We start from the raw sequence: 19514 nt of genomic DNA, 5'->3' as shown, positions 1-19514 counted from the left end.
GCCCTAGGCCGACTTGCCCGTGACGAGTCGGACCACGATCGCCGGAACCACCGAGTGCGCCGTGGGGATGCTGTCCACCGTGAGCCGGCGGCGGAACACCCAGTAGGTCCAGACCTGGTAGGCGAGCACGAGCGGGAGCCCGATGAGCGCGACCACTGTCATGAGGCCCAGCGTGTAGTCGGACGACGACGCGCTGCCCACGGTGAGGCTGTTCGCCGCATCGAGGGTCGAGGGCAGCACCACGGGGTAGACGGCGGAGAAGATCGCCGCAGCGCCGGCGGCGAGGAACGCGGCGAGGCTGATGAATGCGCGGCCCTCCGAGCCCCGCCGCCCCAGGAGCCACGCGGTGACGGCTGCGGCCGCCGCGACAACCGTCAGAGCCCAGCTCCACCAGGCACCCGTGCGGACCTGCACTGCGAGGACCCAGACGACGAGCGGGAGCACTGCGAGGGGAAGCCAGCGGACGAACGCGCCATGGGCGCGCGTGCGGATCTCGCCGTCCGTCTTGAGGGCGAGGAATGCGAGCCCGTGGACGAGGGCGAACGCGACGACCGCGAGGCCGCCAAGCACCGCGTACCCGTTGAGCCACACGAACGGCCCGCCCACGCGGTCGCCGTTCGCGTCAAGCGGCAGGCCCGTCGTCGTGAGTGCGAGCATCGCTCCGACGCAGAACGCGGCCACGCCCGAGCCGAGTGCAAGCGCCCAGTCCCACGCCGTGCGCCAGCGGTCGGAGTGGACCTTGCCCCGGTACTCGATCGCGACGGCCCGGAAGATCAGCGCGACGAGGGCGAGGGTGAGGGGCAGGTACAGCGCGGAGAAGAGCGAGGCGTACCAGCGCGGGAAGGCCGCGAACGTTGCGCCGCCCGCAGTCAGGAGCCACACCTCGTTGCCGTCCCAGACGGGGCCGATCGTATTGAGCAGCACGCGCCGCTCACGCTCACCGCGGGCGAAGAGCTTCATGTGCATGCCGACGCCGAGGTCGAAGCCCTCGAGGAAGAGGTAGCCGAGCCACAGGACGGCGATCGCGCAGAACCATGTCGTGCCCAGGGCTGTGGGAAGGGTTTCCATCAGTCGTTTCCTCCTAGTAGGCGAAGGCCAGGACGTCGTCGGCGGGCTTCTCGGCGACGGCGCCGCCGGTGCCATCACCGCCGTCGTGCGGGCCGCCGTCGTGCTTCTGCGCGGTCTCGGCGAGTTCGGGCATGGCGGACGCGACGCCGCCGCGAATGTAGGTCACGAGGAGACGGACCTCGACCACCATGAGGGCCGCGTACAGGAGGGTCAGGACGATGAGCGACGTGAGGATCTCCCCCGCCGTCACGCCCGGAGACACTGCGGCCGCTGTGAACATGAACACCTGGTCGACGCTGCCTGCCATGGCGGGGTTGGGCGCGACGACGAAGGGCTGGCGCCCCATCTCGGTGAAGATCCACCCCGCTGCGTTCGCGCCGAACGGTGCGAAGATGCCGAGGACAGCCAGCCGCATGAGCCAGCGGGACTCGGGCACGGTGCCCTTGCGCGTGATGACGAGCGCGATGAGTGCAGCAAGCGCAGCGAGACCGCCGAACCCGATCATCGCCCGGAAGCCCCAGTAGGTGACCTCCATCACGGGCACGTAGTTGATGGCCTGCCCGGCGCGGTCGCCGTAGATGGGGTTGTCCGGGACCGCGGTGCCATAGGCCTTCCTGTACTGGTCCTGGAGGCTGTTGACGCCCTGGATGTTCGTGGTGAAGTCGTTGTGGGCGAGGAAGGAGAGCAGGCCCGGGATCTCGATGACTGCTGCGACGTCCGAGCAGTCCTTCGACCCGAGGTTGCCCACGGAGAGGACCGAGAAGCTGGTGCCGTCGTGGCACGCAGCCTCCGCGGCTGCCATCTTCATGGGCTGCTGCTCGAACATGAGCTTGCCCTGGAGATCGCCCGTGATGGCGGTCCCGGCAAAGGAGATCATGGCGACGACGGCGCCGATCCGGAGGGACTTGAGCCAGACGGCATGGTCCGTGCGGTCGCGTCCAGCCACACCGACGGCCTCGCCGACGACGACGCGCTGCTTGCCGCGCGCCGTGCCCTCTTGGGCGACTTCGACAGTGTCGATGCCATCATGGCGCCGGCGCCACAGGTGGTACCAGGCGATGCCGAGGAGGAACCCGCCGGCCACGCCGAGGGCACCCAAGATGGTGTGCGGTACGGCGACGAGCGCGGTGTTGTTGGTGAAGACGGCCCACGCGTCCGTCATGACGGGCCTTCCGTCCACGACCTTGACGCCCACCGGATGCTGCATCCAGCTGTTGGCAACGATGATGAAGTAGGCCGAGACCGCCGAGCCGATCACCGCGATCCACAGGGCGGCGAGATGCAGCCCCGGCCGCAGGAGCTTCCAGCCGAAGATCCACAGGCCGAGGAACGTCGACTCGACGAAGAATGCGAGCAGCGCCTCCATGGCCAGCGGGGCGCCGAACACGTCGCCGACGAACCGGCTGTACTCGCTCCAGGCCATGCCGAACTGGAACTCCTGCACGATTCCGGTGGCCACGCCCATGATGAAGTTGATGAGGAAGAGCTTGCCCCAGAACTTGGTCATCCTCAGGAACTCGACCTTGCCCGTGCGGACCCACACAGTCTCCAGGACCGCCACGACGAGTCCCAGGCCGATGGTCAGCGGCACCATCATGAAGTGGTAGACCGTGGTGATTCCGAACTGCCAGCGTGCTATCTCCAAAGCGTCCACGCACATGCTCCCGGTTCTGCCGACTAAACTTCTACGTTGCGTAGAAAGATTGACTTCTACAGAGTGTAGAACATTGCTAGGTGCCGGATCTCTCGCGCAAGGTCGAGGTTGTCCCGATCGCGCTGTGAGCGAACGGCTCGCGCCGTAGCACCACGAAACTGTTCTACCGTGCGTAGAATGGAGTAGACGTGTCAAGGGTTGGCTGCGTCGGAACTGCATCTTCGGAACTGCATCTAAGGACTGGGAAGAAACATGGCAAGCCTGGGTGAACTCGAGCGTTCGGTGATGGACCTCCTGTGGACCGCCCCGGAGGCCTCCACCGCGAATGACCTCCGTGATCGCTTGGCCCAGACCGCGAGCCAAGGGCAGGAAGGCAAGGATCTGGCAGTGACCACGGTCCTCACCGTCCTGTCCCGGCTCGAGAAGAAGGGCCTCGTGGAGCGCGAGCGCGGCACACGGCCCCACCGTTACCGTTCCATCTCGACCCGCGAGGATCACACAGCGCGCCTCATGCACGAGGCGCTCGGTACCGCACCCGACCGTGAGGCCGTGCTCGCACGGTTCATCGGCTCTGTGACCGAGGCCGAGGCGGCGACCCTCCGCAAGCTCCTGGCGCGCGGCTGATCCGCACCGCCGGAGTGGGCGCGTGCTCGTAGCCTCCTACCTCCTCGCGCTGCTGGCACTGGTCCTCGCGTGGCCGGTGCCGGTGGCGCTCTCGCGCGCCCGCTGGCCCGCCCGCTCCCCCTTCGCCGCGATGGTCCTGTGGCAGTCGATCGCGCTCGCCGGGGGGCTGTCGATGATCGGCGCGATGCTCGTCTATGGGCTGTCTCCGCTCGGCGACAGCCTCGTGGCCGCGGTGCGCCGCGCGGTGACGATCGTCGTCGCCAACCAGTCCACCGCCGAGCTCCGCTTCTGGCACCTCTTCGCGCTCAGCGCGGCGGCCCTCCTGAGCCTGCACCTTGTCTTCACGCTCCTCCTGACCTACGCGCGGATCGTGGCCCAGCGGCACCGGCACCGCGAGCTGCTCTTCCTCCTGAGCGCGCCCTCCGGCGCGCTAGAGCGCACGTGGGTGATCAGCCATCCTGCCCCCGTCGCCTACTGCCTGCCCGGCGGGTCCCGGTCCGTGACCGTCCTTTCCGACGGACTCATGGAGACCCTCGCGCCCGAGGAGCTCGACGCTGTCGTGAGCCACGAGCGGGCCCACCTCACCCAGCGCCATCACCTGCTCCTCTGGGCCTTCGAGGCCTGGCGATCAGCCTTGCCGTGGCTGCCGACGAGCCGCCTCGCGCGGCAGTCCGTCAACTCACTCGTTGAGATGCTCGCCGACGACGTCGCGCGGCGCACAGCCCCGGACGACGTCCTCATCCGCGCGATTGCCCTCGTTGCCGTGGGCGATGCCGAGCATTCGGCATCCGCGTCCGACGGCGCCCGGCGGGCACGGGGCGGTCCCTCCCCGCAGACGGAAGCGGACTCGGGCCTCGCGGCCGGTGCCTTCGACACGAACGGCGTCGACATCGCCGGGCGCCTCAGCAGGCTCCTGTCGCCGCGGCCCCCGCTCGGGAAGGGCGCCACCGCGATCGTCCTCACGGCGAGCCTGATGCTCATCGCCGTTCCGACGGTCCTGCTCCTCGCACCGGGCCTCGTCTGACGCCCCGTCGCGCGAGGTCCTCAGGCGCGACGCACTCAGGCGAGGCCCGTCGCGCTACGCGTCGATCCGCTCACGATCGAGCTGGCCGCTGCCGGTCACGATGAAGTCCTTGCGCGGGGCCACGTCCGAGCCCATGAGCAGCTCGAACACCTCCTCGGCGCGCTGGGCACTCTCGATCGTCACGCGCCGCAGGCTGCGATGCCGGGGGTCCATCGTGGTCTCCGCGAGCTGGTCCGCATCCATCTCGCCGAGGCCCTTGTAGCGCTGCGGGGGCTCCTTGTGCTTGCGCCCCTCGGCCTCGAGACGCGCCAGAACGCGGTGGAGCTCGGCGTCCGAGTACGTGTAGACCATCTCGTTCGGCTTCGAGCCGGGGTTGACGACCTCGACGCGGTGCAGCGGGGGGACGGCAGCGAACACGCGCCCGGCCTCGACCATGGGACGCATGTACCGGAAGAACAGGGTGAGCAGCAGCGTGCGGATATGCGCGCCGTCAACGTCGGCATCGGTCATGAGGATCACGCGGCCGTATCGGGCCACGTCGATGTCGAAGCTCCGCCCGGAGCCGGCGCCGACCACCTGGATGAGCGCAGCGCACTCGGCGTTGGAGAGCATGTCCCCCACCGATGCCTTCTGGACGTTGAGGATCTTGCCCCGGATCGGCAGGAGGGCCTGGAACTCGCTCGAGCGCGCGTGCCGGGCAGTACCGAGCGCCGAGTCGCCCTCTACGATGAACAGCTCGGAGCGGGCCGTGTCGTCGGTGCGGCAATCGATGAGCTTCGCCGGCAGCGTCGAGGTCTCGAGCGCCGTCTTGCGCCGCTGCGTCTCCTTGTGGACCCGCGCGGTGATGCGCGACTTCATCTCGTTGACGACCTTCTCCAGGAGCACGGCGCTCTGGTTCTTGTCGCCGCGCGCGGTCGAGGAAAGCTTGGCGCCAAGCTCCTTCTCGACCACGCGTGAGACGATCTGGCGGACCGCGGGCGTGCCCAGGATCTCCTTCGTCTGGCCCTCGAACTGGGGCTCGGCGAGCCGCACGGTGAGGACGGCCGTCATGCCGGCGAGGACGTCGTCCTTCTCGATCTTGTCGTTGCCCACCTTGAGCTTGCGCGCGTTGGCCTCGACGGACTTGCGGAACACCTTCAGGATCGCGGCCTCGAAGCCGGCCTGGTGGGTGCCCCCCTTGGGGGTCGCGATGATGTTGACGAACGTGCGCAGCGCCGTGTCGTACCCAACCCCCCAGCGCAGGGCGACGTCGACTTCGCACGAGCGTTCGACCTCGGCGATGCGCGAGTGCCCCTGCTCGTCGAGCACGGGAACCGTCTCGGAGAACGTCCCGGTGCCATGGAGCCGCCAGACGTCAGTGACCGGCGCGTCGATGGCGAGGTATTCGACGAACTCGGAGATGCCGCCATCATGGTGGAACACCTCCTCATGCGGCCCCTCGGCGCCCGGCGTTCCCGGCAGCCCGCGCTCGTCGCGGACGGTGATCCGCAGGCCGGGCACGAGGAACGAGGTCTGGCGGGCGCGGTTCGCGAGGTCGTCGTAGGAGAACTTCGCATCCGGCGTGAAGATCTGACGATCCGCCCAGTACCGCACACGGGTGCCCGTCACGCCCCGCTTCGCCTTGCCGACCACGTCGAGCACGGAGTCGTTGACGAACGGCTCGAAGGGCGCGTCCGGGCCGGGTCGGGCCGCGTCCTTGAACCGGCCGGGCTCGCCGCGCCGGAACGACATCTGGTACGTCTTCCCGCCGCGGTCCACCTGGACGTCGAGCCGGGCCGACAGCGCGTTGACGACCGAGGCCCCCACGCCGTGGAGACCGCCCGACGCCGTGTAGGAGCCGCCGCCGAACTTTCCACCGGCGTGCAGCTTCGTGTACACGACCTCGACGCCGCTCAGGCCGGTCTTGGGCTCGATGTCGACTGGGATGCCGCGGCCGTCGTCGTGCACCTCAACAGAGCCGTCCGCATGGAGGATGACGGCAATCTCGTGGCCGAACCCGGCGAGAGCCTCGTCGACCGAGTTGTCGATGACCTCCCACAGGCAGTGCATGAGGCCGCGCGAGTCGGTCGAACCGATGTACATCCCTGGCCGCTTGCGAACGGCCTCGAGTCCCTCGAGGACGGACAGGTGCCGGGCGGTGTATTCAGAACTCGGTGTCACGCGCGCGGGACTCCTTCGGGTGGTGCTGTTGCGGGCTGGCGGGCAGCGCTGTGCTGTGCGGGCCGGCCCAGTGGTCTTGACAGGGTACAGAGCAAGATTAGTCCGCCGCCCGCCAGTTATCGGCAGCGGCTCTCGGTGTGCATGGAACCGTGGCCGACGTCGCCCAGGCTGTGTCCGAACTGCAATACGCCGCGAGCGAAAGTTGCGGATCCTTGGCAGAAAACCGCGGTGTGCCGGTGTTAGATGTAATGAACCGTGTACCAGCACCCGGTGAAAGAGCTAAGGAGGCTGAGATGACTGCAGCACTCGCGGATCCCACCCTGACCGCCATTGACCGCTGCGACCGCTGTGGCGCCCAAGCCTATGTGCGGGTGGTCCTGGAAGCATCGGGTGGAGCACTCCAGTTCTGCGCCCACCACGCCCGCGCTGTCGAGCCGACCCTGCGTCCGCTGGCATCGATGTGGCACGACGAGTCGAGCCGGCTGACCGACAAGGTCGCGCTTGCCGAGGACTGATTGAGCGAAGAGGGCCGAACTCGCCGCGGGCGAGCGTCCCGCTGAAGCACCACGTGAGAGGGCCCGGACACCCGAAGGTGTCCGGGCCCTCTCACGTGCCTGACTCAGTCCAGGTAGTCGCGCACTCTAGCCGCCTGAACGCTGTGCAAAGTCCCCTCAATCCCGGTAGTTCCAGCTACCCGGATAGGACGCTGTTGGGTGAAATATCCTGGACTGACTCCAAGGTCTCACAGAAGAAGTAGAGAGCCTCGGTGTGCCGTGGCGAGGAAGAAATTGAACCATCGCCTACTGTTGCAGGTATGAGCGTAGACGTTGAGGCGTACCGGTCGGAACTGCTTAAGCGGATTCGGGCACAGGGCTCGGGATCCATCGTCCCGAACATGGATGCGGAGACGGACCTGACATTCGCAACTATGCACTCGACCCGTGGCAGCTTCCAGCCGGGCACGTGCGCGAGTTGCGGACAACGTTGGCCGTGCGAGGTGTTCAGGAGCACGGCAGAGAAGTATTCGATGCCACCTCTTTGAGCGTGCATCAGAAGGGGCCCCCGGGACGGCTTTCTGTCCAAGGGGCCCCTCTTTGCTGAGCAGCTCCCTTCACGAGAGGCCTGATGGCCTTCCGTCCCACGGGTGCCTTCCGCCTCGGTTCGGGCGCGGCCTTTAGTACCACGGCGTCGGGGTCCTCGGCGTGTCCGGCGGCGATGAGGTCGAGGGCCTCGGCTCGGGGCAGCTCGACGGTGCCACCGGCGTCGGGCCACTCTGCGGGCCCGTCAGGGCCCCAGCGGACCCCGGAGATGTGAACGGTCATCCGGACCGTCTTCGTCGTCGTACGGGCCATGGCTGCCCTCCTGGGGGCTGTTTCAGAGGTTCTGGGTGGCGGCCCGCCCTCCCACGGACCCGATGCAGGGGGTCGGGGAGGGGGGTCGCGGTGGCGGCGCTGGCGCTTCACACAGGCCGCACAACAGGCCCATCCACGCCATCGATCCCCGGACGGCCCCATTTAGGAGGAGGAAACATGCCGCCCGGGGTGACGTTGACGCCGCACTCTCAGGCGATCATGTTGCGCTGTTCGCGAACCACTTGACCGCGCTCGTGTCGATCAGCGCGCCGTCCGCCCGCAGCAGCGCCCGGAAGGTGACCTGGTCCGTGTTGAAGGCGTAGTCGTCGGAGCGCTCGAACCTGATCCCATTCTGGAACCGGACGAAATACCGGGACCAGTCGCCGTAGAGGACGGACTTGGCGTTGGCGGCCATCGCCGGGACGTTCGGGTCCACGTAGAACGGGGACGGGGACGTGGCGATGTACTGCGGGCCGACGAGGTCGCCCTGCGTCGTCTTCAGGTTCCTGACGAGGGTCAGGGACGCGTTGCGGAGCAGGAACGCCGACGCCCGCGAGGTCGCGTACGGCTCGGCCACGGACCCCACGAGGTTGTTGAGCAGATCCGCGCCCTGCCCGGCGGTGCCCTGCGCCCCGAGCGTCGTCGCGGTGCCGGTCGGCCCGGTCACCCCCACCGTGGCGTCGAGGATCACCCCGCGCGGCTGGCCCGTGCCGGTGCCGTTGATCAGGTGGTTCCCGAGCGCGATCCCGATGGCCGTGCCGGTCTCCCGGCCCAGATACGCGGCGAGGTCCACCGAGGTGTCCTGGAGCAGCTCGTAGCTCACCTGGACGAGCACGCCGTACTTGTAGGAGCCGAGCGTCACGGAGCCCAGCGTCGGGTCGGAGAGCCCGATGGCGCCGCCCTCGGCGACGATGGCGGCGGTGGAGAACCCGGTCGAGCGGGGCACCACGAGGGGCCCGCCGTCGTCCGTCGTGAGCAGGGTCGCCCCTGCCCTCAGCACGGCGCTGGTCTCCGTCATCGACTCGACGATGGTCCTGTACATGTTCGTCGGGCGCAGGGTGGCCGTGGACGTGGACAGGGCGCGCAGCTCGATGCCCGGCTGGGAGATGGTCCGGCGGGACGTGTCCCGGACCTCGATGGGCTCGCGGCTGTTGGAGCGGATGACCTCGCGGAACTTGTCGCTGATCTCGTCGTTCCCGGGCCCGGAACGGTGCCCGAGCTGCGCGTAGAAGTTCCCGGCGGCGTCGGCCTGGTCGCGGAACCCCTGGAACTTCTCCGCCTGGCTCCGGTAGGTGTCGGCGTCGGCGAGCAGCTGCGCGAACCTCTCGTCCTCCGAGGTGGTGAGGCTGCGGTGCTGCCGCTCGGCGGCATCGACGATGGCGCGGGCGTCCGCGATGCACGCCTCCCGCTTCGCGACGAACTCTTCGATGAGAGCGGACATTGGTGATTCATCTCCTGCAACGGAGCAGGCGGCCCGACAAGGCGCGAACCGCCCGTGGATGGATGGGTGGCTGCGGGCCTGCGGGCCGTGCCTTGGCGCCAATCCCTGACGGCTCGCGAGGCCATCGGCGGCGCTGCGGCCCGGTGCGTCACGCGCTGCCGGACCATCGGCGGGATCCCGCTCCGCTCAGCCGGGAAGAGATGCCATCGGGTGCGTGTCGCGCTGCCCTCACGGCCCCTCGGCGGCTGCCGAAGTGTTGTGCATCCAGACTACTCCGGGGGCCCGTGGGGTCCCTCTATGACGCGGGCATGTCCGCGCGGGCCATCGCGCCGATTGTGGGCGTTAGCAAAAGCGCTGTTGACCGCGACCGTCAGGTGTCCCATTTCGGGACACCTGACACGACCGCACCCGCATCCAAGCCGCCCGCCCAGTACGGAACGGCGTTACTCTCGAAGCGTCCGCCCCGGCCAGCCGACCCCCAACGGCCCGACCGGGGCGGATCCATTTTTTGCCCCGGGGGAGAGAGAAAAGGGAAGACGAAGAGGTTCGCGAAGAACACGCGCCCAAAAAAACGACCCCCCCCGGGGGCCTTGGGTTGGCGTGGTGCGTGACTGTCGCTGTAGCCGGTTGCGTCTCGGCGAATTGTCCTTGTTGTGTCCGGTCGTTTTGGGTGTGCCATTCCTCATGATTCCGTGACGAATCTGAGCCTGCCGGGGATGAAAACCTTCTGGCCCACCGAGATGCGCGGCGGTGGTCGATCCCGAGGTCTTTCTTGGAGAATTGCGCCGCACTGCGGCGTAATTCCTTTCGAGGGCTGGCCAGTTCACGCGAGGCGGCGACGTTGGACATCTTCCCTGCCTGCTGGTCGGTGGGAGTGCCGGGCGTGCGTGGCTGTGCGCCTGCCTGGAGCGCTCGTGGGATGGGGGTGGTGTGACTGGCGGGGGGTGCGCTGGGGTGCTCGCTGGGGCCCGTCCCTGGGTTTGACTGCTACGTGTCACCCCCCCCCGGGGGGTTCGTCAAGGATCCGGGAAGGGCAGGAGCGGGGCGAGATCCGGGCCCACCGGCAGGGAACGTCCCCGGGGCCAGTGGCTCGATCACTCCTTGGGATCCCCAAGTAGTGATCCAAGCCTCCCCCTAAAAATGCAGAATCTTGAATTACCGAGTCCCCAGCCTCCCCCCCCCACAGACTTCGCGCGCCCCGGAGGTGGGAAGTGACTTCCCACCCGGCGTCCCTCTCGGCGGCGGCGAACTGCCACACGTCGAAGTCCTGCCGCGACTCGGGGGGCTCCGTCAATTCCGCAGCTTTGCGGTTTTGACGGAGCCAATTCCTGACAGTGCTCGCGGCGTCGTCCTTTTTGTCGGTCGGATCATCCGCCTTCGCGAACCCGAGTTTCGATCCTGGGTGCGTCGTGGCAGTCGAGCCACATGTCCCACGCCTTGGCCTTCTGGTCAGTGCCCCCGTGGCCGTGGACGCCTCGGCGGCGGTGGTGGCGGCAGTCGGCGCGGCCTGCTCGGGGGCTGGCGCTTGCTCACGGCTCGTCCTCGTCGTCCACGTCGTCCGGCGGCGGCTCGAAGCGCACATGCGGGGCGAGCAGTTCGAGGGAGCGGCCCTTCTCCTCCAGCCACGCCGTTCCACCCTCTTCGCCGAGGGTCCGCAGGACGGCGGCCTCGAACGTGATGGCGGTCGCGGCAATGCGCAGCAGGTACGCCTCGCGCAGCTCGGCAGGCTGCTCGTGTGCCATGTCGTCCAGCGCGTGCAGGAGGTCCCGCTGGCGGACCTCGCCGTGGAAGAGCCCGGCGGCGAGCATGTTCTCGTGGCGCTGGGCGGTGAGTGCCCAGTCCTTGGGGTCGGGGTTCATGGCATCGTTCCTTCGGTGCTCTCGATGAGGTCTACGAGGTCGTCCGCGAGCCGGACAGCCTGGGATGGGGTGAGGATGAGCCGCAGCCCGCCGAACCCTTCGGTGAAGACGGCGACGCCGGGCAGGTCGGGTGACCCCGGGGACTGGAGGACTGCCGGGGTCACGTAGGGTTCGCCACGGCACGGATCCTCGGGGAGCCCGAACGAATGCGCCCCGTCGTAGCGGACGACGTCGGTCACGAGGTCCCCCCGTTCATGCGCGCTCACTTCCGCTGCTCCTTCCGTGCGGCTGCCCGGCGCTGGGCCCTGTTGAGCCCGGCGCGGTAGGACGGGCAGCTGTCCTCGTGGCGGATGACGCAGCGGTGGACGGCGCCGCTGGGGTCGTGGAGGTGCAGCACCTCGGCGTTGCAGTCGGGGCAGGGCCGGGCCTCGATGGCTGCGATGAAGGCGGGGAGCAGGTCCTCGGGGACGATGACGAGCGGTCCGATGAGGCTGGTCATGGGGTGTCTCCCTCAGAGGGGTGTTGCGAGTGTTGCTTGTTACTTTCGGGGTGTTCGTGGGGGAGGTCGAACGCAACGCTTGCAACGCTTGTAACAGGGGGCAGGGGGGCGTACTTGCCGCGACCGGTCCTGCGGATGCGGCCCTGCTCGACGGCGCGCCCGAGGTAGACGCGGGTCGTGGTCTCGTCGATGCCGACGTCGAGCGCGACGGTCTTCGGCCCGATGCCGTCCGGATGCCGGTTGACAGAGGCGATCACGTCGGCCATGCGGTCGCCGACGCCCTCCACGGCGCGGCGGGTACTGGCCGCCTGTGCGGCGGCTGCCAGCGTCGGGCCTGCGAGGGTCCACACGCCCCGGTCCCCGAACTGGGCGGCGTACTCGCCCTCGGGTGCCTCGCGGCTGGTGACGCAGAGGGTGGCGTCGGCCTCGCCGCGCCGTCGCTGGAGCACGAGGAGGTTGTCGGCTGCCCCGGCGATCCCCTGCGTCCCGATGATCCGCTCGACGTAGTCGGTGGCGTCCATCTTCCGGGTGTGGTGCACGACGATGATGCCGGAACCGGGGTGGGCGTCGGCGATCTCCTTCAGCGTGCTCATCACCCGGTAGTCGCGCTCGTATGAGGTCTCGCCGTTCGCGGCAGGGAACATGAACATGACCTTGGCGAGGGTGTCGACGATCACGACCGGGTCCTCGCCGTCGTGGCGCTCCATGAAGGTGCGGACCGTGTCGAGGATCCCGCCGGTGAGCTTGGTCATGAGCGCGAGCCGATGGGACTGTCCCGTGCCCGTGTCGGAGAGCCGGGTCTTCAGCCGCCGCCACCCGTCCTCCAGCGCGAGGTAGAGCACGGGCCGGGCCGGGCCGGTGGGGATGTGCCCGAGGGCCCTGCCGCCCGTGCTGGCCGCACCGGCGATGCCGAGGACCAGGTAGGACTTGCCCGCCTTGGGCGGCCCGGCGATGACGGTGAGGCCTTCGGGGATGAGCCCTTCCACGACGTAGCGCAGCGGCGCGAACGTCTCGCCCATGAGGGCCGCCGCCGTCTTGGCGCCGTCGAGGATGTCGGCCCGGGTCTCGGTGCTGGCGCTCATCGCAGCCGCCGCCATCCGTCATACTCGCCCCTGGTGCCCCTGCTGCGGCGGATGTCGTCGGCGTCGAACGCGGCGCCGGTCGCGGCCTCCCATGCGTGGAACGTGTCGGGGTCGGGGGTGTCGAAGTCGATCCCGCCGACGTGGCGGGCGTGGGCTGCGAGGTACGCGAGCCCCTCCCAGTCGGGCTGGAGGCCGCGCGGCACCTCGAAGACCACTCTCCTGCCCGCAGACGCGTGCTCGGCGGACTCGATGGCGCGCGTGAGGGCGTGGCCGTCCCGGTGGCCCCAGACGTCGCGGCGCCCGGGACGGAGGCGGATCCTCATCGTGCCGCCGATCTGGGGCCGCGCGCTCACTTCAGCCCCTGAGGGTCTGCTGCGCGGAGGGCGTCCAGTTCTGCATCTGCGGCCTCGGCCTGTTCGGCGGCCTCCTTGGCGTGCCTGCGGGACTGTGCGGACTTCAGCGCGAGCAGCTGGAAGTGCGCCTTCCTCAGGCTCTCGGCGCGGCGTGCGCGCTCATCCGGGGCGAGGACGCCGCCGGGGTCGACCAGGTGTTCGAAGCGGGCTGCTGCCGCCGCTCGGGCCGGTGCGGTGCGCGCGGCGCGGTCCTGGGTGTAGGCCCAGGAGGTATTGGCGGCGGCCTGCGCGCTGAGCCGCCGCTCGGTGGAGGTGGGTCGTGGCAACGGAGGAGGCCTTCCGGATGCTCGCGGGCGTGGTGCCCTGAGTCCCGAGGGGCCTCCCGGCCTGCCCGGTACGGTGCCGGGCTCCTCGTTGCGGCAGGCCTTCGACAGGCGGCGCTGCGGCCTCAGCCACCATTGTAGGCGGGCCCCCGCGCACAGTGCTTCGGCTTCTCCTGCGACGACGCCAGAGTCAGCGGAGGCTGTGCACGTCGACGGACGCGCTCCGGCTGTCTCGGTGCGCGAGCGCGGCGAGGACGGCGCGGAGCAGGGTCGGCACCGTCACGGCAGCGGTCCCATGGGCGCACGTGCAGCGGATCGGCTGGTCGAGGGACACCGTGGTCCCGCCGGGGACGCTGAGCAGGAGGTCCACGTCCCGGGTGACCGCGAGGCGCCAGCCCGGCTCGACGGCGGCGTCCCCGCACCTGAGCGAGACCCACGGGGTGCGCGGCTCGCCGGGCGGGACGAGCATGCGCGCGAGTTCCCGGGCCTCCCTGCGGATGCGCTCGGCCTCGGCGGCGTCCGCTGCGCGTGCGGGGGCGTACTCGTCGCTGACGATGCGGTCCACGTGCGCCGCCGCATCCGTGCTCGGCCAGTCGGGGTCGACGTCCTCGACGCTGGTCGCGGTGCCCTCCAGGAGCGCGCGGGTGTCGATGCGTTCCCGCGTCACAGGTCGCCCAGGTTCAGCTTGCGGGCCTCGTCTGCGGCCCGCTCGGATGCGCGGGCCTTCGTGTAGCGCTGTAGCATGTCGGGCCGGGTCCATCCCGCGACGGCCATGAGCCCGCCCTCGGACCCGCCTGCGGCCAGCCACCGGTGGGCGGCAGTGTGGCGGAGCTTGTGCGGGTGGAACCCAGCGATCCCGGCGGCTGCGGCGCGCTCGGAGAGCGTCTTGTGGAGGCCGTCGTAGGCGAAAGGCTTGCCCCGGTCCCCGAGCCAGAGGGCGGGGGTGTCCGCGAGGCGGTGGGAGGCACGGACCCGGCGGTAGCGGTCGAGGGCCCGGGCAGTCTGCGCACCGAAAGGCACGGCGCGGCCCTTGCCGCCCTTGCCGCGCCGGACGATGGCGGTGCCGTGGACGAGGTCGACGTCGGCGAGCAGGAGGGTCGCGCACTCCCCCGCCCGCGTCCCGGTCTCGGCCATGAACCGGACGATGGCCTCGTCACGGCGGTCGCGCAGGTCGGTCCCGGCGCAGGCCTTCACCAGCGCCTTCAGCTCGGCGTCGCTCAGCGGCTCGACGACCTTCACGTCGAGCTTGGGTGCCCTGATGCCCAGCAGGAGGTCGGCCTCGGCCTCGCCCTCCTCGACGAGCCACGCCGAGAAGCGGCGGACGGCGAGCTGGCGCGAGCGGACCGTGGAGGGCTCGCGTCCGTCGTCGAGCAGGGAGGCTGTGAAGCCGTTCACGGTGGCACGGTCGAGGAGGGCGGGCCTGCCCTCCTGGGCGCACCACGACAGGAACGAGCGCACCCCGTCGCCGTAGGACTTCAGGGTGGCCGGGGACTTCCGCTCGGCGCGCAGGGCGAGCAGCCACGAGGGCAGGAGAGAGCCGGGGTCGGGACTGGGGGCCGTGCTGGGCATGCCCCCAGTCTACCTCTGATATCTCGACTAGGAGCGCTGTGCGGTGTCTCCGCCGAACGGTTCAGGCTTCGAAAACTGCCTCTGACCTGCGGAAACACCCCACAGCAGCTGCAATTCTCAGTCGAGGTAGTCGCGCAGAACCTGCGAGCGTGACGGGTGACGCAGCTTCGACATCGTCTTCGATTCGATCTGACGGATGCGCTCGCGCGTGACGCCGTAGACCTTGCCGATCTCATCGAGGGTCTTGGGCTGGCCGTCTGTGAGGCCGAACCTCATCGCGACGACGCCGGCCTCCCGCTCGGAGAGCGTGTCGAGGACCGAGTGGAGCTGCTCCTGGAGCAGCGTGAAGCTCACGGCGTCCGCGGGGACCACGGCCTCCGAGTCCTCGATCAGGTCGCCGAACTCCGAGTCGCCGTCCTCGCCGAGCGGCGTATGGAGCGAAATCGGCTCGCGGCCGTACTTCTGCACCTCGACGACCTTCTCGGGCGTCATGTCGAGCTCGGTGGCGAGCTCCTCGGGTGTGGGCTCACGTCCGAGGTCCTGGAGCATCTGCCGCTGGACGCGGGCGAGCTTGTTGATGACCTCGACCATGTGGACCGGGATACGGATCGTACGGGCCTGATCCGCCATGGCACGGGTGATGGCCTGACGGATCCACCACGTGGCGTAGGTCGAGAACTTGAAGCCCTTCGTGTAGTCGAACTTCTCGACCGCGCGGATCAGGCCCAGATTGCCTTCCTGGATGAGGTCGAGGAACAGCATGCCGCGGCCGGTGTAGCGCTTGGCCAGCGAGACGACGAGGCGCAGGTTTGCCTCGAGCAGGTGGTTCTTGGCCCGCTCGCCGTCGTGCACGATGCGTTCGAGGTCATGGAGGTGCTGTGCGTCGTAGGTCGCGCCCTCTTCGTCGATCTTGTGCTTGGCGAACAGTCCCGCCTCGATCCGCAGTGCGAGGTCGACTTCCTGCTCGGCGTTGAGGAGGGCCACCTTGCCGATCTGCTTGAGGTAGTCCTTGACCGGATCGGCCGTCGCACCGGCGCTCGTGACCTGCTGGACCGGAGCGTCGTCATCGTCGGCATCTGAGATGACGATGGCAGAGCCCGATGCCTTCTCGGCCTCGCTCTCCGCGGCAATCTCGCCCTCATCGGGCGTGACCGCCTCGAGGTCCTCCACGACGGCGTCCTCGGTCGGCGCTGCCGCTGGGGTCGCCGTCTCTGCGGTCTTTGCGCTCGCCCGGCCCTTCGGGGCGGCCTTCGCCGCCGGCTTGCGTGCGGGCGCCTTCGCCTTAGGTGCAGCCGTCTTGGCCACAGACCGCTTGGCCGCGGTGCGCGCGGGAGCGCTCACCGAGGCGTTCTCCTCGAGCGCCGTCTCGGCGGTCTCATTCTCCGTGGGGGGCGTCACGATTACCTTCCTGCCGCAGTGCCGGTGATTGCCCTGAGGGCAACACCACTATGACCCTGTCAAGTCCGATCGGCTGCTCACGCTGCCGCTCCGGTCCGAAGGGTCTGTATTCCTACAACCCCTCGGCCACTGGATTCGTTCCCGCACGCGCGGATTCAAAACCCGAACGAGAACATCCAGCCGAAGTTCGGACCCAACCGGGTCTGCCGACTATTCTCTCATGAAGGCGCCGCTCCTTCATCCCCGGCGCGCAGGCACCGGCCCACCTCTTCGTCAGCGGCCTCCGCCGCACGGTGCCAGGCTGTCTCCCTGTTGAGCGCCCACCCGGCAAGCTGGCCATGCTGGACGAAGTCCCAGAGGAGCTGCGCGAGCCGGTAGTCCGGGTCCGCGGAGAGCGCCCGTTCGAGGAACTTGAGACTCCGGCCGCCCCGGCCCCTCGCCCACTGGACCCAGGCCAGCATGGACAGCGCCGGGGCGCGGACCTCGGGCTCCTCCATCTGGGCCAGGCTCAAGGCGATGCGTTCGAGCCGGGCAATCCGATCCCATGCGGGCGCTGATCCGGTCGAGCCCAGCAGGACCGGGCCGAATTCGAAGCCCGGAGGGCTCGCAGACCAGAGGTCAAGCGCGGCCGACGCAGTGGCCACCGACACGCCGCCGGGCAGACCTGGGGGCTGTCCCTCGGGCTGCGCAGCCCGCAGCACTGCCGTGGCGGAAGAGCCCTGCCATGCCGTCGCGGCATCCGAAGCCGAAGCGACCAGAACGGCGTCCCTCAGCGCTGGCCGCATGACGGTCGCCGCCAGGAGCCGCAGGCGGGACGGATCAGGCACTGCCTGCCCGGAGAGCACGTCCTCCCAGGCCGCGAGCGCCGCGGTGAAGACGAGGGGGTCCCACCACCGTTCTGGGTCCTGCAGGCAGGCTTCGATGGCAGCGGCCACGGCTGCCGGTGGCGCCACGGGAATCCCCACGGGCTCAAGAAGGTCACGTGTCCCGTAGGAGCTCCCCCGGTAGACCATCTCGGCCTCGATCCGGCTTGCCCGAAGCGATTCCACGCTGGTCCCCGGCCACGGGCAGCAGAGGATGTCGGTGCAGGTCGCGGTGCGCCAATGCTTCTCACCCACTACCCACACCTCTCCCACCTGGACCTCTTCCTCGGCGAGCCTCGCCACGACGGCGTCCAGGACCTCGCGGTGCGGCGGACGCTGTGGATCCGGCCACGCTCGGTGTGTGTAGAGGGCCAGCACGGCGGCTGCTGGCCCGCCATGGGCAGCGTACTCGGCCACTGTGTCGGTGAACCGGCGCAGGGCCGACGGCCCGCGGCGGCCGGGAAGGTCAATTCTCAGCGTGGACCCCAGCTGCCCACCGGCGAGGCGCACCACGACGAGGCTCTCGTGGGGCCACTCGCCGAGGGCGTGGGGGATGTACGCAAGGATGTCCTCGGCGGTACGGATGGCAAGGGGCTCGTCCGCCGGGGCGAGCGCCGCGAGGTCCTTTGGCGCGGCCGCGTCCGTAGACGCTGGGTGGGGTGCGGAATGCTGGGTTTCGTCCATGGAGCCAGTCTTCTGACCGCGTGGTCCTCTGGACACCGAGGGCCTCGCTATGTGGACAACGCGCCCGGAAGGTTTGTGTGGAGGAGAATCCAGCACCGGCCAGACCCGACGCAGACCAGAGCATGCCTCCGAACCCACGATGGCGGGACTCAGCAGCAGCGGACTCACTAGCACCGGGGCTCAGCGGCAGTGGCCGAATTCAGCGGCGTCTAGGCTCAGCGGCGTCTGGGCTCAGCGGCGTCTGGGCTCAGCGGCGGCGGGCCCGATAGTCGGCCCACACCTCGCGCAGGGGGGCTACGCGAACGTTCTGGGCCGCGAGATTGCGCCGCACCTTGCGCCGAACCCGGATCAGGGCGAGTACGCCGCCGCCGAGGACGAGCAGTTGGACCGAGAGGGCCACGCGGAACGCGTCGAGACTGTACAGCCCTTGGGGTGAGAGGCCGAGTGCGTGCTGGAGGTCGAGGAGGTATCCAACGAGGAACATCGTCAGGAGCGCCGCGACGAACCCCCCGATGTTGACGATTCCGGTGGCCGTTCCGAGGCGGTGGGACGGATTGAACGTGCGCGCGAAGTCGAAGCCGATCATCGAACTCGGGCCCCCGAGGGCGAGGACGGCCACGAGCACGGCCATGAGCCACACCGGCGCGTGTCCCGGCACGAGGAGCACAGCGATCCAGACGGCGGCCGTCAGCGCGCAGATGGCAAGCACGAGCGTCGATCTGCGCAGCGGATACCGGGCAACGAATCGCCCCATCGGAGGCCCGGCAATGATGGCCACGACGACGAAGAAGGACATGAGCCCCGCCGCCGTCTGCGCGTCGTACCCCTGCCCCGCGACCATGAACGGGAAGCCCCACATGAGCGCGAAGACGTTCCCACTGAACTGGACGGTGAAATGGCTCCACATTCCGAGCCGTGTCCCTGGCTGGCGCCACGCAGCGGCGAGCACGGCGCGGGTGCCCTCGGGCTCACCCTCCGGCTCGACTTTCGTTCCCGGTGGCGCGTTGCGCAGGAGGGTGAGGACGAGCACGACCACGAGGACCGAGAGGGCTGCGAGGCTCATGAAGGCCTGCGACCACCCGGTGGCCCGCAGGAGCGCAAGGAACGGTATGACACTCACGAGCTGGCCGAGCTGGCCGATGACGCCCGTGAGCTGGCTCATGAGCGGCGATCTGCGGCCCGAGAACCAAAGCGGAACGAGCCTGAGGACCGAGACGAACGTCATGGCGTCACCCATGCCGACGAGCATGCGCCCGATGATGCCCGTCACCACGGACTCCGCCTCGGCGATCTGCAGCTGGCCGAGGGCCATGAAGACGGCGCCCGCGGCGACCATGACCCGGCTGCCGAAACGGTCCACCAGGATGCCCACCGGGATCTGCAGCGAGGCGTACACCACGAGCTGCAGAACGGTGAACGCCGAGAGCGCGGCACCGCCGGCATGGAACCTGTCGGCCGCCTCGAGTCCCACCACGCCGAAGGACGTGCGCTGGAGCACCGCCACCAGATAGGCAAAGACTCCGATTCCCCAGACCGTATAGGCGCGCCAGCTATTCACCCC

The 19514-nt window shown here is 69.2% G+C and carries 18 protein-coding genes; 3 read left to right on the top strand and 15 right to left on the bottom strand.

The annotated features are described in order from the left end of the window. Window positions 1-3: 3 nt before the first annotated feature. Together cydB and AB5L97_RS08520 are read right to left on the bottom strand one after the other, a co-directional pair. Complete coding sequence (gene cydB / locus AB5L97_RS08525; RefSeq protein WP_369047186.1) at window positions 4-1068, bottom strand: cytochrome d ubiquinol oxidase subunit II; 1065 nt, start codon at window positions 1066-1068, stop codon at window positions 4-6. A gap of 13 nt (window positions 1069-1081) precedes the next feature. Further along, window positions 1082-2722, bottom strand: coding sequence for a cytochrome ubiquinol oxidase subunit I (locus AB5L97_RS08520; protein WP_369047185.1), 1641 nt, complete (start codon window positions 2720-2722; stop codon window positions 1082-1084). Window positions 2723-2974: 252 nt separating this feature from the next. Here AB5L97_RS08520 and AB5L97_RS08515 point away from each other — a divergent pair, with 252 nt between their 5' ends. Then, complete coding sequence (locus AB5L97_RS08515; protein WP_369047184.1) at window positions 2975-3346, top strand: BlaI/MecI/CopY family transcriptional regulator; 372 nt, start codon at window positions 2975-2977, stop codon at window positions 3344-3346. Window positions 3347-3368: 22 nt separating this feature from the next. Further along, window positions 3369-4370: a M56 family metallopeptidase gene (locus AB5L97_RS08510; RefSeq protein ID WP_369047183.1), complete on the top strand. Its 1002-nt coding sequence runs from the start codon at window positions 3369-3371 to the stop codon at window positions 4368-4370. 54 nt (window positions 4371-4424) lie between these two features. Here AB5L97_RS08510 and AB5L97_RS08505 read toward each other — a convergent pair whose 3' ends face one another. Further along, window positions 4425-6530, bottom strand: a complete 2106-nt coding sequence (locus tag AB5L97_RS08505) for a DNA gyrase/topoisomerase IV subunit B (RefSeq protein WP_369047182.1) — start codon at window positions 6528-6530, stop codon at window positions 4425-4427. Between the two features lie 293 nt (window positions 6531-6823). Between AB5L97_RS08505 and AB5L97_RS08500 the strand changes: the two genes are divergently transcribed. Then, the gene (locus tag AB5L97_RS08500) at window positions 6824-7045 is read left to right on the top strand and encodes a DUF7455 domain-containing protein (RefSeq protein WP_307956574.1); all 222 of its coding nucleotides are present in this window, start codon (window positions 6824-6826) and stop codon (window positions 7043-7045) included. A gap of 1054 nt (window positions 7046-8099) precedes the next feature. Here the strand turns inward: AB5L97_RS08500 and AB5L97_RS08495 are convergent. From AB5L97_RS08495 to AB5L97_RS08440, 12 genes are all read right to left on the bottom strand, one after another. Then, window positions 8100-9323, bottom strand: coding sequence for a phage major capsid protein (locus tag AB5L97_RS08495; protein WP_369047181.1), 1224 nt, complete (start codon window positions 9321-9323; stop codon window positions 8100-8102). A gap of 1529 nt (window positions 9324-10852) precedes the next feature. Next, window positions 10853-11182: a hypothetical protein gene (locus AB5L97_RS08490; protein WP_369047180.1), complete on the bottom strand. Its 330-nt coding sequence runs from the start codon at window positions 11180-11182 to the stop codon at window positions 10853-10855. Continuing rightward, window positions 11179-11448: a hypothetical protein gene (locus tag AB5L97_RS08485; protein WP_369047179.1), complete on the bottom strand. Its 270-nt coding sequence runs from the start codon at window positions 11446-11448 to the stop codon at window positions 11179-11181. The genes AB5L97_RS08490 and AB5L97_RS08485 overlap by 4 nt, the downstream gene beginning before the upstream one ends. Further along, window positions 11445-11681, bottom strand: coding sequence for a hypothetical protein (locus AB5L97_RS08480; RefSeq protein ID WP_369047178.1), 237 nt, complete (start codon window positions 11679-11681; stop codon window positions 11445-11447). Before AB5L97_RS08480 ends, AB5L97_RS08485 begins: the two co-directional genes overlap by 4 nt. Continuing rightward, window positions 11678-12763 (bottom strand): AAA family ATPase, encoded by a 1086-nt coding sequence (locus AB5L97_RS08475; protein WP_369047177.1) that lies wholly within the window; start codon window positions 12761-12763, stop codon window positions 11678-11680. The genes AB5L97_RS08480 and AB5L97_RS08475 overlap by 4 nt, the downstream gene beginning before the upstream one ends. Continuing rightward, a complete protein-coding gene (locus tag AB5L97_RS08470) occupies window positions 12760-13116 on the bottom strand; it encodes a hypothetical protein (RefSeq protein WP_369047176.1) in 357 nt (118 codons plus the stop codon). Before AB5L97_RS08470 ends, AB5L97_RS08475 begins: the two co-directional genes overlap by 4 nt. Then, window positions 13113-13442, bottom strand: coding sequence for a hypothetical protein (locus tag AB5L97_RS08465; protein ID WP_369047175.1), 330 nt, complete (start codon window positions 13440-13442; stop codon window positions 13113-13115). The genes AB5L97_RS08470 and AB5L97_RS08465 overlap by 4 nt, the downstream gene beginning before the upstream one ends. A gap of 187 nt (window positions 13443-13629) precedes the next feature. Further along, window positions 13630-14106 carry a hypothetical protein gene (locus AB5L97_RS08460; RefSeq protein WP_369047174.1) on the bottom strand — a complete coding sequence of 159 codons (477 nt, stop codon included), beginning with the start codon at window positions 14104-14106 and terminating at the stop codon, window positions 13630-13632. Then, window positions 14103-15008, bottom strand: coding sequence for a tyrosine-type recombinase/integrase (locus AB5L97_RS08455; RefSeq protein WP_369047173.1), 906 nt, complete (start codon window positions 15006-15008; stop codon window positions 14103-14105). The genes AB5L97_RS08460 and AB5L97_RS08455 overlap by 4 nt, the downstream gene beginning before the upstream one ends. Window positions 15009-15125: 117 nt before the next feature. Beyond that, on the bottom strand, window positions 15126-16406 hold the full coding sequence (locus tag AB5L97_RS08450) for an RNA polymerase sigma factor (RefSeq protein ID WP_369047172.1): 1281 nt from the start codon (window positions 16404-16406) through the stop codon (window positions 15126-15128). A 218-nt stretch (window positions 16407-16624) separates the two neighbouring features. Then, the gene (locus AB5L97_RS08445; protein ID WP_369047171.1) at window positions 16625-17953 is read right to left on the bottom strand and encodes a DUF4192 domain-containing protein; all 1329 of its coding nucleotides are present in this window, start codon (window positions 17951-17953) and stop codon (window positions 16625-16627) included. A gap of 247 nt (window positions 17954-18200) precedes the next feature. After that, a complete protein-coding gene (locus AB5L97_RS08440; protein WP_369047170.1) occupies window positions 18201-19511 on the bottom strand; it encodes an MFS transporter in 1311 nt (436 codons plus the stop codon). Between the last annotated feature and the right edge of the window lie 3 nt (window positions 19512-19514).

Source organism: Sinomonas sp. P10A9, assembly GCF_041022165.1.
Classification (GTDB): domain Bacteria; phylum Actinomycetota; class Actinomycetes; order Actinomycetales; family Micrococcaceae; genus Sinomonas; species Sinomonas puerhi.
Note: the sequence above shows the minus strand (reverse complement) of the source record. Positions and strands in the feature narration are given on the sequence as shown.

Coding starts and splice junctions, on each gene's coding strand:
- AB5L97_RS08500 (WP_307956574.1), top strand. CDS start 6,824: ATGACTGCAGCACTCGCGGATCCCACCCTGACCGCCATTGACCGCTGC.
- AB5L97_RS08495 (WP_369047181.1), bottom strand. CDS start 9,323: ATGTCCGCTCTCATCGAAGAGTTCGTCGCGAAGCGGGAGGCGTGCATC.
- AB5L97_RS08490 (WP_369047180.1), bottom strand. CDS start 11,182: ATGAACCCCGACCCCAAGGACTGGGCACTCACCGCCCAGCGCCACGAG.
- AB5L97_RS08515 (WP_369047184.1), top strand. CDS start 2,975: ATGGCAAGCCTGGGTGAACTCGAGCGTTCGGTGATGGACCTCCTGTGG.
- AB5L97_RS08475 (WP_369047177.1), bottom strand. CDS start 12,763: ATGAGCGCCAGCACCGAGACCCGGGCCGACATCCTCGACGGCGCCAAG.
- AB5L97_RS08480 (WP_369047178.1), bottom strand. CDS start 11,681: ATGACCAGCCTCATCGGACCGCTCGTCATCGTCCCCGAGGACCTGCTC.
- AB5L97_RS08455 (WP_369047173.1), bottom strand. CDS start 15,008: ATGCCCAGCACGGCCCCCAGTCCCGACCCCGGCTCTCTCCTGCCCTCG.
- AB5L97_RS08445 (WP_369047171.1), bottom strand. CDS start 17,953: ATGGACGAAACCCAGCATTCCGCACCCCACCCAGCGTCTACGGACGCG.
- cydB (WP_369047186.1), bottom strand. CDS start 1,068: ATGGAAACCCTTCCCACAGCCCTGGGCACGACATGGTTCTGCGCGATC.